Raw genomic sequence first — 12,025 nt, forward strand, 5'->3', positions numbered from 1 at the left:
TTCGGTGTCGGAGGGTCAGCCCCGACGTGCCGCCATATAGGCGGTGAGCCGCGCCAGCCCTTCCTCGATATCGGCGGTGGAGCGCGCATAGGAGAACCGCAATGTGGTCGCGCCGCGCTTGGGATCAAAATCCAGCCCCGGTGTCACCGCCACCCCTGCCTCGTCCAGAATTTCCCTGGCAAAGGCGCGGCTATCCTGGGTCAGATCAGAGACATCCGCATAGACATAAAACGCGCCATCCGGCGGCGCGATACGACTGAATCCGGCCTTGGGAAGACCTTCCAGCATCAGCGCACGATTGCGGGCATAGACCGCCAGATTGCTCTCCAGTTCCTCGCCGCAGTCCATCGCCGCCAGGGCCGCCACCTGACTGGCATGCGGCGCGCAGATGAACATGTTCTGGGCGATGCGTTCCACCACCCGCACATGATCCTCCGGCACCACCATCCAGCCCACGCGCCATCCGGTCATGGAGAAATACTTGGAAAACGAATTGATCACATAACAATCATCCGTCACCTCAAGTGCGGTGACTGCCTTCGCCTCATATTCGATGCCATGGTAGATCTCATCCGAGATGAAGGCCGCGCCCTGCCCCTGTGCCGCCTCAACCAAAGCCGCCATTGCAGGTTTGTCCAGCATGGTACCGGTGGGATTGGCCGGTGAGGCCACCATCAACCCGGCCAGATCCAGGCCGGTCAAATCCTGCGGCACCGGTTGCAGGCGGTGATCCAACGAGGTCTCAATATCCACCGGCGTCAGCCCCAACGCATGCAGGATCTGCCGGTAGGACGGATAGCCCGGCGCGCCGATACCCACCCTGTCACCACTGTCAAACAGCGCCGTAAAGCTGAGCAGGAACGCCCCGGAGGAACCGGGGGTAATCACCACCCGCTCCGGGTTCAGATCAACATCATACCACTCGCCATACAACTGCGCGATCCGCTTGCGCAGCGCGGGAAGTCCAAGCGCCACGGTGTAGCCCAGGCTGTCATGATCCAGCGCCTTTGCCAGCGCCTCACGCGCGGCAACAGGCGCTCCGGTAGAGGGCTGGCCCACCTCCATATGGATGATATGGCGACCTGCCTCTTCGGCGCGGCGGGCGGCCTCCATTACATCCATCACAATGAAAGGATCGACGTTGGACCGGCTTGAGTTTCGCATGTTGATCTCCCATGGTGCGGCCATGACCTTTGACCGCTTCTCCCGCCTCGCGTCAATCCCGGCTCTGGCTCTTGCCATGCTCTGTGTTGTTGCGAGCGCGTTGGCCTCATCCGTGCAGGCGGCCTCAATATCGCTGCTGCGCGATCCCGATATTGAACGTGGGCTGAATGAGCTGGCCGCCCCGGTGCTGCGCGCCGCAGGTCTGAATGCCAAACGGGTGCGGGTGCTGGTGGTCAACGATGGATCCTTCAACGCCTTCGTCGTCGATTCCCAAACGATTTTCATACATTACGGGCTGATCCTAAAGGTAGATCGCCCCGAAATGCTACAGGCCGTGATCGCCCATGAGGCCGCCCATATCACCAATGGCCACCTGTCACGGCGGATGCAGAACATGCGCTCTGCCCGCTCTGCCGCAGGCCTTGGCGCCGCCCTTGCCGTGCTTGCGGCCGCTGCGGGCGCGGGTGAGGCCGCTGCCGGTATTGCGCTTGGCACGCAGTCCTCCGCCCTGCGCGGGTTTCTCGCCCATACCCGCGCCGAGGAAGCCTCCGCCGACCGCACTGCTGCCGGTATTCTGCAACGAGCCGGGGTCAGCCCGCGCGGGCTGGTTGATGTCCATAAGATCTTTGCCGGGCAAGAGCTGCTGAGCCCGGTCAATCAGGATCCTTACATGCGCTCGCATCCGCTGAGCCGTGACAGGATCCGCGCTGCCGAAGCTTATCTTGCCAGCCACGGTGACAGCGCCAAACCCGATGCCAATGCAATCTATTGGTTCGCCCGGGTGCGCGGCAAGCTGTCGGCCTTTACCCGCTCCCCCAAATGGACCCTGCGCAGGATCGCGGATGAGCCTTACAATGACGTCCGCCTGATGCGGGAAGCCGTTGCCCAGCATCGGCGCAACAACCTGCAAAAGGCGCTTCGCGCCATCGACGGTGCCCTCGCCCTGCGCCCTACCGATCCTTACTATCAGGAACTTAAGGGCCAGATCCTGATGGAGAACCGCCGCTGGCAACCGGCCCTCGCCGCCTATGGCCGGGCCGTCCAGCAGGCCGGGCGTGACCCGCTGATCCTCGCCAGCCTTGGGCGGGCGCAATTGGCTGCTGGCCAGCCAAAGGCGGCCATCAAATCACTGGAAGCTGCTCGCGCGCGGGATTTCCGCAATGCCGCCATGCTGCGTGATATGGCGCAGGGCTACGCGAAACTTGGCCAGTCCGGCATGGCCGCACTGGCCACCGCCGAACGCTATGCGCTACAGGGACGGCTGAAGGACGCCGGGCTGCACGCCAAACGCGCCACTGCCCAACTGCCCACCGGATCCACTGCCTGGCGACGCGCCCAAGACGTGCTGATCGCCGCTGAACAAAACGAAAAAAGGAAATTGAGATGACCCGTTTGACCCGCCTCCCCGCCGTTTCTGCCGCGGCACTGGCCCTTGGGCTGATCGCCGCCCCGGCTGTTCAGGCGCTGGATCTGAGCAGCATGAGCCCAGATGAACGCGCCGCATTTGGCGAAGAGGTCCGTGCATATCTGCTGGAAAACCCGGAGGTGATCCTGGAGGCCGTCAACAAGCTGGAGCAACAGCAGGCCGCTAATGAGGCCGCCCGCGATGATGCGCTGGTCGCCGAACATCTGACGGCCCTGCATGACGACGGCTATTCCTGGGTCGGTGGCAATCCCGATGGCGATATCACCTTGGTGGAATTCATGGACTACCGCTGTGGCTACTGCCGACGCGCCGCCCCCGAAGTTGAACAACTGGTGTCGGGCGACGGCAATATCCGCTTGATCATCAAGGAATTTCCGATCCTGGGCGAAGCCTCTGTGCTGACCTCCCGCTTTGCCATCGCTACGCGGCTGGTGGCCGGGGATGACGCCTATAAGGAGGTCCATGACGCGCTGATCACCCTCAGCGGCGAACCAAATGAGGGCACCCTGCGCCGTCTGGCCGAAGGTCTGGATCTGGACGCGGATGCGATCCTCGCGCGGATGTCAGATCCCGAGATCGCGCGCCAGCTGCAAGACACCCGCGCGCTGGCGCAGCAACTGGCAATTTCCGGCACGCCAACCTTTGTGCTGGGGGAGGAGCTGCTGCGCGGCTATCTGCCTGCCGACCAGATGGAGATCATGGTCGCCGATATTCGCGAAAAGCGCAGCTGACTTTTCTGGGGCGTGACACAGGCCCGCCCCCAGACGCAGGGCAAACTGGGGGCCAGCCCCCAGACCCCCGGAGTATTTCGGGAAAGATGACAGACTGAACAGGCAACAGAAAAAGGACGCTGATCTTACCTCAGCGCCCTTTATTGGTTGGAAATGGTTTGGCCGGATCTATTCCGCAGCGGCGGCCTCGGCGTCAAGCTGAGCGGCCTTTTTCTCTACCTCTTCCACGATGTGATCCACCATCTGGTCATTGGACATCTTATGGCTGGCCTTGCCCGCCAGATAGACCATGCCGGAACCCGCGCCGCCGCCGGTAAAGCCGACATCGGTCATCAGTGCCTCCCCCGGGCCATTGACCACGCAGCCGATGATTGAGAGGCTCATCGGGGTCTTCACATGCTCCAGACGTTTTTCAAGCCTTTCAACCGTCTTGATCACATCAAATCCCTGCCGTGCACAGGACGGGCAGGAGATAATATTCACGCCACGGTGACGCAGGCCGAGGGATTTCAGGATCTCAAACCCCACCTTCACCTCCTCCACCGGATCGGCAGAGAGGCTGACCCGCAGGGTGTCGCCAATGCCCATCCACAGAAGCTGTCCCAGACCAATCGCCGATTTGATGGTGCCGGAGACAAAGCCGCCCGCCTCTGTGATGCCAAGGTGGATCGGCGCATCGGTGGCCTCAGCCAGCTGTTGATAGGCTGCCGCCGACATAAAGACGTCGGAGGCCTTCACCGAGATTTTGAATTCGTGGAAATCATGGTCCTGCAGAATACGGATATGATCGAGGCCCGATTCCACCATCGCCTCCGGGCAGGGCTCGCCGTATTTGTCCAGAAGGTGCTTTTCCAGCGACCCCGCATTCACACCGATGCGAATGGAGCAATTGTGATCCTTAGCGGCCCGGATGACCTCGGCCACGCGTTTCTCATCACCGATATTGCCGGGATTGATGCGCAGGCAGGCCGCCCCCGCCTCGGCTGCCTCAATCCCGCGCCTGTAGTGGAAATGGATATCAGCCACGATGGGCACCGGGCTTTCGCGGACGATTTCCTTCAGCGCCTTGGAAGAGGCCTCATCCGGGACCGACACCCGGACGATATCGGCGCCGGCCTCGGCTGCGGCCTGAACCTGCGCCACCGTTGCTGCAACATCGGTGGTCGGCGTGTTGGTCATGGTCTGGACCGCAATCGGGGTATCGCCGCCAACAGGCACATTGCCCACATGGATCTGGCGGCTTTTGCGGCGTTCGATATGGCGCCAGGGGCGAATATGGTTGATCGACATGAGGTCCGGTCCGCGCTGTTCAGGGTTCCGGGCATAGATACGCGCAGTCTGGCGCAGCTTCAATGGTGGCTGGGCATTCCTGCAAGGATCGGGCCAGATGTCGCAAGCAGGCGGGCACTCCGAGCGACACCGCAGCTGACATGGCCTGAACGCATCATCGCCGAGTGACACCCAGGCGGGTTACTCGCTGATGGCCTCGACCGGGTCGACGGGCAGGCTGCTGGCCTGCAACTCCGCCACCAGCGTGGCCAGCGCGCTGTTGCGATCTTCGCTGAGATCGGCGAGCGCGAAACGCTCGGTGAGCGCATCTGAGGAGAGCACCACATTCTTGGTCACCTGCCCACGATCGCCGACTGGTCCGTAATGGGCGCCGTTCACGGCAAAATAGATCGCGCCACTTTCGCCTGTGCGCAGCAGCGGGGCCTCTTCGGTGGCGGGGATTTCAAAATGCTGGCCCGGCTCCATGATGGTTTCGAAAATCACACTGCCATCCACGGCGGTGACCTGAACCCAGGAGGGGCGCACCGCAACCATCTGTAGGGCCGGCGCTGTTTCTTCAACAACCTGCGGCATCGCGGGCATAGGTGCCTCGGTGCTGAGGCTGGCATCCGCCAGCACAACCGATGGCAGTTCCGGCATGGCAAAGTTACCAAAGCCACGCGGATCAAGCGTGGCAATCGGACCATCACGAGGCACCAGAACCGGCACATCCAGCGCCTGCGGACGATAGAGCCGGTCCAGCGCTTCCAAGGCGGGATCCTCGTTCGAGACCTCAGCGTCGCGGGCGGCCCCCGCAAGCGGATCCAGATCAGCCAGCACAATGGGGGTTTGCTCAACCGGTGCCATCTGCACCTGCTGCACCTCCTTCAGGACGGCCCAGCCGCCATAGCCAATGCCCCCAATCAGTGCGACCAGCACCGCAAGGGAGCCGACCGCGCGCAGCTCAATCTGGCTGAACACACTGCTGGCCGTTGGCACAAACGGGGTATTGGGCGAGGTGAACGCGTCACTGCGCAGCCCCCCCATGCCGGTCGCAATCGGAGCACCGGCGGATTTGCGCACCGAGGCCTCCGCCGACATGCCATGCGCGACCTGAAACCCGCTTTCCTGACAGAAGCTGTCGAATGTGGTGTCGGGATCCATATTGAGGTAGCGCGCATAGGACCGCACATAACCCGCAATAAAACCCGGCGTGTCAAAGACAGTCGGGTCGGAATTCTCAATTGCGGCGATGTAGGAGGCTTTGATCCGCAGCTCACGTTGGACATCCAGCAGCGACTTGCCCATTGTGGCCCGCTCACCGCGCATAATGTCACCCAATCGAAGCTCATAATCGTCAAAGCTACGCGGCCCTGTCGATTCGTCGTGCGTCTTCGATTTGCGCTGAGTAAGGCGCCCGATCATGCCTGCTGTCCCATTTTAGCCTGCCGTATTCGACATTCAGGACGTCACGGACCCGCCTTATGCGATTCGCCTGCGCCCTTTGATTATGATCATACTACCATAATCTTACCAATTTGACACAGAGCTATGAATCAGCCCGCCATTTCGGCACGATTCAGCGCACAATGAGACCAGAGCGCGTCCATCGCCTTGACCAGCGCGTCGATCTCTTTCGGGCCATGCACTGGCGACGGGGTAAAGCGCAGCCGTTCGGTACCCCGCGGCACCGTCGGGAAGTTGATCGGCTGGACGTAAATTCCGTGATCCGACAACAGCATATCGCTCAGTTTCTGGGTATGAACCGGATTGCCAACGATCACCGGCACAATATGGCTGCCATGGTCGATGATTGGCAGGCCGAGCCCCTTCAGCCGCATTTTCAGGATGCGGGCCTGCAGCTGGTGCTGTTCGCGCAATTCGGGCGCGGTCTTGAGATAGGCAACCGAGGCTGCCGCCCCTGCTGCAACCGCCGGCGCCAGCGAGGTGGTGAAGATAAAGCCTGGCGCGTAAGAGCGGATGGCATCACACATTTTTGCCGATGCGGCGATATAACCGCCCATCACACCATAGGCCTTGGCCAGGGTGCCGTTCACAATGTCAATGCGGTCAATCAGACCGTCCCGCTCCGTGACACCACCGCCGCGCGCGCCATACATGCCAACCGCATGGACCTCATCGATATAGGTGAGCGCGCCAAATTCCTCCGCCAGATCACAGATCTCAGCGATCGGACCAAAATCCCCATCCATGGAGTAGACCGATTCAAAGGCGATCAGTTTGGGCGCCGCCGGGTCCGCCGCTGCCAGCAACTCCCGCAGATGCGCCACATCATTGTGACGGAAAATACGCTTGGCGCCACCGTTGCGCCGCACGCCCTCAATCATGGAGGCGTGGTTCAGCGCGTCGGAGAAAATGATGAGGCCGGGAAACAGTTTCGGCAGCGTGCTGAGCGTCGCGTCATTCGCGATATAGGCAGAGGTGAACAGCAACGCCGCTTCTTTCTGGTGCAGATCGGCCAGCTCGGCCTCCAGCTGTTTGTGATAGATCGTGGTGCCGGAGATATTCCGTGTCCCGCCGGATCCCGCGCCAGTGGCATCAATCGCGCCATGCATGGCCTCCAGCACAACCGGATGCTGCCCCATCCCCAGATAGTCATTGCCACACCACACGGTGATGTCCTGCGCGCTGCCATCCGGGCGGGTCCAGACGGCATGGGGGAACTGCCCGTTCTGCCGTTCAATGTCGATGAATGTCCGGTAGCGACCTTCCGTGTGGAGCTGATCAATCGCTTGGTCGAGTTTCGCGGTATAGTCCACCGGCATCTCCATGGCATAGTTGGCACCAACGGATCTGGTGCAAGCTGTGGTCAGGCTGATATATTCACGTTACCGAATAAATAACCCGAACCCTCCGTTTGATCAATCAAATACACCGAAGAGGCCGAACCAGCCTTGATGCAGGTCAAATAGACCTTTGCGCCCCGGGCAGCAAGAATTGTAACGCCTGTTTGACGCTACAATCCGACGCATCCCCGCCTGCCCGGACCATTTTGCGCTGCTCTGGCCCCTGCCGACAGGCGCTGTTAGGGTCCGGCAAACACCAATCAATAACAGCAGGAGCCTCCTGAATATGTCACTGAACGACGTCCTGGACCGCATTGACACCGATCTTGATGCCGCCACCCAACGGTTGATGGACTTGCTGCGCATCCAATCGATTTCGACCGATCCCGCTTACAAGGAAGACTGCGACAAGGCTGCCGACTGGCTGGTGGCTGACCTGCGCTCCATTGGGATCGACGCGGAAAAGCGCGTCACCCCCGGTCATCCGATGGTGGTTGGTCACGTCGGGCCGCAAGACGACTCGCTGCCGCATGTGCTATTTTATGGCCACTACGACGTGCAGCCGGTGGATCCGCTGGACCTGTGGAACACCCCGCCGTTTGAGCCGCAGCTGGAAGAGACAGCGCGCGGCACCGTCATCCGCGGTCGTGGCGCGTCCGATGACAAGGGCCAGCTGATGACCTTCGTCGAGGCCTGCCGTGCCTGGCAGGCGGTGAACGGCTCCCTGCCCTGCCGCATCACCTTCTTCTTTGAAGGCGAGGAAGAAAGCGGCTCGCCGTCGCTGGTGCCCTTCATGGAACAGCACGCCGCAGAGCTGAAGGCGGATCTGGCGCTGATCTGCGACACCTCCATGGTGTCACGTGGCGTGCCCTCTATCTCCTCGCAGCTGCGCGGCATGCTGAAGGATGAATTCACCCTGATCGGCCCCCGGATTGATCTGCACTCTGGTCACTATGGCGGCCCCGGCCTCAACCCCTTGCGCGAACTCAGCCGCATTGTGGCATCCTTCTATGACGAAGACACCGGCAAGGTCGCGGTCGACGGCTTCTATGAAGGCGTACATGAGGTGCCAGAGGACCAGCTGCGCCAGTGGGACGGTTGCGGCTTTGAAGAGCAGGATTATCTCGCGAACGCAGGCTACACACAGGCCCACGGTGAGAAAGACCGCTCTGTGCTGGAACAGCAATGGGCCCGTCCAACGCTGGAAGTGAACGGCCTCTGGGGCGGCTACAATGGTGCGGGTTCAAAAACCGTGATCCCGTCCGAGGCGCATTGCAAGATCACCTGCCGTCTGGTCGGGGACATGGATCCGGATGCGCTGCGCCTGAAAATCCGCAAACATGTCGAGGACCGGCTGAAGCCTGACACTCAGGTCAAATGGGACAATGATCTGGAAGGCTCCCGCGCCTCGGTGATGAACATCTCCCGCCCCGAGTTCGAGGCGGCCCGGGGCGCGCTGTCGGATGAATGGAACCGGGAGGCCGTCTTCTGCGGCATGGGTGGATCGATCCCCATTGCTGGCTTCTTCAAATCCATTCTGGGCATGGACGCGATGTTGATCGGCTTTGCCAATGAAGACGACGCCATCCACTCCCCCAATGAGAAATACGATCTGGAGAGCTTCCACAAAGGCATCCGCTCTTGGGCTCGCGTACTTGATGCTCTGACCAAGAAATAACAAACCCAGTGGTGTGCGCCCCGGCGCGCACCACGCCCCGCCCGGCAGGCATCTGCTACCGCCAAGTACACAGCCACAAACGCAAAAACCCTTCCGAAGAAGGGTGCGTTCATCCAAAATTCTGGAAGAAAGTGGCGCGGTTGACGGGGCTCGAACCCGCGACCCCCGGCGTGACAGGCCGGTACTCTAACCAACTGAGCTACAACCGCGCATGGGCCTTTCGGCAGATCAGACGCAGGCGCCTGAGATATGTTCCCCTCCGGGGCGGACCCTGATCGTCAGGGCAACGTATGAAAGTGGCGCGGTTGACGGGGCTCGAACCCGCGACCCCCGGCGTGACAGGCCGGTACTCTAACCAACTGAGCTACAACCGCGCATTTACTTTCATCTGGACCCTTTAACCCGGATCCGGGGCGGACAGCAGTGGCGCGGTTGACGGGGCTCGAACCCGCGACCCCCGGCGTGACAGGCCGGTACTCTAACCAACTGAGCTACAACCGCTTGCTGTTCCATCCAACGTCGCCGCTGAATGTTGGGCTGTAATATTCGCAGCACCGAGGGATCGTCAAGCGGTGTTTTGGCATTTTCTCGGGTTTCCGTGAAAAAAAACACCTACCCCTCTACTTTATCGCTTAAGGCATTGTTTTTTCGACATTCCCCTATGAAAACCTCGCCGATGCCTCCAACACGGCACAGGCTACGCGCGTTCTATGAGATCACATCAATACAGGCGCCACTGGCGCGCGCCACGGGCGTAGTCGACCCGCCCGTGGCGATCTTTGTGCGGATCAGTTGGAAATCACCATCACACCAGCCGTGCCCTTGCCCTGCTCCCGGATAAACTGCAGCTGGTTTCCCGAGATCCCGATTTTCTGACAATCGGTCCCCCGCTCCGGCTGCTTGCCAATTCGCACATTGCGGCACCACAAGCTGCCATTCCATTGCCAGGCGCCGACCAACTTACCTTGCTTGGTCTTTCCCTTGATCTTCCCATTGGGCAGAATCTGCATACTCCCCCAATCGGCGCTCAGCGTCTTACCACTGACCAGAGCGAGGAAATCCGCCTCGGTCTTCACATGCTTGAAGGACCCCGCCTCCCCCGCGACCGGCATGGCCAGCAGGACAGACACCACAAATGAAAGGATTGCCTTATACGTCATCACAGAAACTCCAAGTCTTAAAATTGCTACAAATTCTCCCTACATAGCTGATAAAAACATCAAGGGAGCACCAGCAGCCTAGCGCGAGATCGCTTGACCGGCAAATCCAGCCGCCATGCGATGATCAATGGTCAAAAATATGATAGCTTACGGAAGTCAGCGATTGACCTCAGGCCACGCCCAAAACGCAGATAGTCAGGCGATGGCAGAGCAATGTACGAGCATTTTCAAGGGGATAATGGTGGGTCGTGAGAGGCTCGAACTCCCGACATCTTCGGTGTAAACGAAGCGCTCTACCAACTGAGCTAACGACCCGGTGAGCGCGGATTTAGAGAAACCCCGCGCTGGACGCAAGAGGTAAATCGCAGAAATCTGCGAAAAAAGTCCTCGCCTCAGCGCAGCACCTGTTCACCGCCCTGCGACAACTCATAAATACAGCCCTGTTCATTGGGCAGCGCCGCCATCTCGGCGCGCGACAGCCCGCAGATCAGCCCGCGTAGCACCTGCCCCCACAGCCCATGCGACACCACCACAGTCGGCTCGTTCAACCCGTTCAGAAACTCGGCAATGCGGGCCTGAAACGCCGCAAACCCCTCGCCCTGCGGTGCCGCGCAGAACAGATCTAAATTCAACGGATTGGCAGCATAAATTTCAGGATATTGCGCTGCCACCTCCTCGCGAGTCATGCCCTGAAACACGCCGGCCTGCGCCTCGGCAAGCCGCGCATCGGTGGTATAGGGCTGCCCGCCGAGCGCAATCTGCGCGGTCTGCTGTGCCCGCCCCAGCGGCGAGACAAAACAGGCCGGTCCCTGCGCCAGAATCGGCGCCATCAGACTGGCTTGCTGTTGGGCGTGTTCAATCCCCAGCGGGCTGAGTTTTGATTCCAGCTGGCCTTGAATGCGCCCTTCGGCATTCCATTCCGTCTGCCCATGCCGCAGAAACCAGATTTTCGGATATGCCATGCCTGCCCTCTTTGCTGCTTCGCTCTTCGGCGTTGCCGCAACATCTAGACAGGTTTTCCGAGGCAGGGAAGAGCACGCGCAATAAAGCACAGCCACGTCTGCAGACACATTAAACCGTCAGAATGAGAGGGAATGGTGGGTGATAAGAGATTTGAACTCCTGACATCTTCGATGTGAACGAAGCGCTCTACCACTGAGCTAATCACCCTTGTCGGCGGTCATACCGCCCGATGCGCGCCACTGCAAGAGGGCCGGATCGAAAAAACCAACGGCGCCATCATTTTTGCCCTGTCCATGATATCGCCAGACCAACGCCGCTGCCCAAACCGCTAATCCAGCGGCAGCACATTGCGACAGATCATCGTGCGCAGGGTAAAGCTGGAGCGGGTGTTGCGGATCCCCGGCACCCGCATCAACCGATGCTCGAGAAAGCGGTCAAAATCTGTCAGATCCTGCGCCACCACGCGCAGCAGAATATCCCGGCTCCCAGTCATCAGATAGCACTCCATCACCTGATCAAAGCGCCGCACTGCCGCCTCAAAGGCCTGCAGCCCCTCGGTGGACTGGCGCTCCAGCTCTACGGCGACGAAGATGGTGACCGGCAACCCAACCTCCGCCTGGTTCACTCGCGCTGAGTAGCCCGATATCACCCCGCTCTCTTCAAGGTTGGCAACCCGGCGGGCACAGGGCGTTGCGGAAAGACCGACCTTCTCCGCCAGCTCGGCAATCTTGATCCGCCCATTTTCCTGCAAAGCGGCCAGTATCTTTCGGTCTATGTTATCCACGTCTTCCCCCTCATTCCCCGGCCCATTTTAGCGGTAATCTCTA

General features: G+C 60.5%; 10 protein-coding genes and 5 tRNA genes. 3 read left to right on the forward strand and 12 right to left on the reverse strand.

Annotated elements, in window-relative coordinates:
* Positions 1-15: 15 nt before the first annotated feature.
* Positions 16-1,164 (reverse strand): pyridoxal phosphate-dependent aminotransferase, encoded by a 1,149-nt coding sequence (locus phaeop14_RS09180; protein WP_096789351.1) that lies wholly within the window; start codon positions 1,162-1,164, stop codon positions 16-18.
* On the opposite strand from phaeop14_RS09180, the gene phaeop14_RS09185 reads away from it, so the two are divergent.
* On the forward strand, positions 1,163-2,551 hold the full coding sequence (locus phaeop14_RS09185; RefSeq protein WP_096789352.1) for a M48 family metalloprotease: 1,389 nt from the start codon (positions 1,163-1,165) through the stop codon (positions 2,549-2,551). The genes phaeop14_RS09180 and phaeop14_RS09185 overlap by 2 nt on opposite strands.
* A complete protein-coding gene (locus phaeop14_RS09190; protein ID WP_096789353.1) occupies positions 2,548-3,321 on the forward strand; it encodes a DsbA family protein in 774 nt (257 codons plus the stop codon). The genes phaeop14_RS09185 and phaeop14_RS09190 overlap by 4 nt, the downstream gene beginning before the upstream one ends.
* 168 nt (positions 3,322-3,489) lie before the next feature.
* Here the strand turns inward: phaeop14_RS09190 and ispG are convergent, their stop codons facing one another.
* The 3 genes from ispG to hemA form a co-directional block, all read right to left on the reverse strand.
* The gene (gene ispG, locus phaeop14_RS09195) at positions 3,490-4,611 is read right to left on the reverse strand and encodes a flavodoxin-dependent (E)-4-hydroxy-3-methylbut-2-enyl-diphosphate synthase (RefSeq protein WP_096790271.1); all 1,122 of its coding nucleotides are present in this window, start codon (positions 4,609-4,611) and stop codon (positions 3,490-3,492) included.
* A gap of 180 nt (positions 4,612-4,791) precedes the next feature.
* A complete protein-coding gene (locus phaeop14_RS09200; protein WP_096789354.1) occupies positions 4,792-6,015 on the reverse strand; it encodes a helix-turn-helix domain-containing protein in 1,224 nt (407 codons plus the stop codon).
* A gap of 131 nt (positions 6,016-6,146) precedes the next feature.
* Positions 6,147-7,382 carry a 5-aminolevulinate synthase gene (hemA, locus tag phaeop14_RS09205; RefSeq protein ID WP_175304805.1) on the reverse strand — a complete coding sequence of 412 codons (1,236 nt, stop codon included), beginning with the start codon at positions 7,380-7,382 and terminating at the stop codon, positions 6,147-6,149.
* Positions 7,383-7,683: 301 nt separating this feature from the next.
* Here hemA and phaeop14_RS09210 point away from each other — a divergent pair, with 301 nt between their 5' ends.
* A complete protein-coding gene (locus tag phaeop14_RS09210; RefSeq protein ID WP_096789355.1) occupies positions 7,684-9,075 on the forward strand; it encodes a M20/M25/M40 family metallo-hydrolase in 1,392 nt (463 codons plus the stop codon).
* A 132-nt stretch (positions 9,076-9,207) separates the two neighbouring features.
* Here the strand turns inward: phaeop14_RS09210 and phaeop14_RS09215 are convergent.
* The 8 genes from phaeop14_RS09215 to phaeop14_RS09250 all read right to left on the reverse strand — a co-directional run bounded on the left by phaeop14_RS09215 (position 9,208) and on the right by phaeop14_RS09250 (position 11,982).
* Positions 9,208-9,284, reverse strand: a tRNA-Asp gene (locus phaeop14_RS09215).
* A gap of 88 nt (positions 9,285-9,372) precedes the next feature.
* Positions 9,373-9,449: transfer RNA gene (locus tag phaeop14_RS09220), tRNA-Asp, on the reverse strand.
* 50 nt (positions 9,450-9,499) lie between these two features.
* Positions 9,500-9,576 (reverse strand) — tRNA-Asp (locus phaeop14_RS09225).
* A 287-nt stretch (positions 9,577-9,863) separates the two neighbouring features.
* Complete coding sequence (locus tag phaeop14_RS09230) at positions 9,864-10,235, reverse strand: hypothetical protein (protein ID WP_040170590.1); 372 nt, start codon at positions 10,233-10,235, stop codon at positions 9,864-9,866.
* Positions 10,236-10,474: 239 nt separating this feature from the next.
* Positions 10,475-10,550: transfer RNA gene (locus tag phaeop14_RS09235), tRNA-Val, on the reverse strand.
* Between the two features lie 77 nt (positions 10,551-10,627).
* Positions 10,628-11,197: a histidine phosphatase family protein gene (locus tag phaeop14_RS09240; protein WP_096789356.1), complete on the reverse strand. Its 570-nt coding sequence runs from the start codon at positions 11,195-11,197 to the stop codon at positions 10,628-10,630.
* A gap of 133 nt (positions 11,198-11,330) precedes the next feature.
* Positions 11,331-11,405: transfer RNA gene (locus phaeop14_RS09245), tRNA-Val, on the reverse strand.
* 121 nt (positions 11,406-11,526) lie between these two features.
* Positions 11,527-11,982, reverse strand: a complete 456-nt coding sequence (locus tag phaeop14_RS09250) for an Lrp/AsnC family transcriptional regulator (protein WP_040170586.1) — start codon at positions 11,980-11,982, stop codon at positions 11,527-11,529.
* Between the last annotated feature and the right edge of the window lie 43 nt (positions 11,983-12,025).

The sequence above is a fragment of the Phaeobacter piscinae genome (assembly GCF_002407245.1).
GTDB lineage: Bacteria > Pseudomonadota > Alphaproteobacteria > Rhodobacterales > Rhodobacteraceae > Phaeobacter > Phaeobacter piscinae.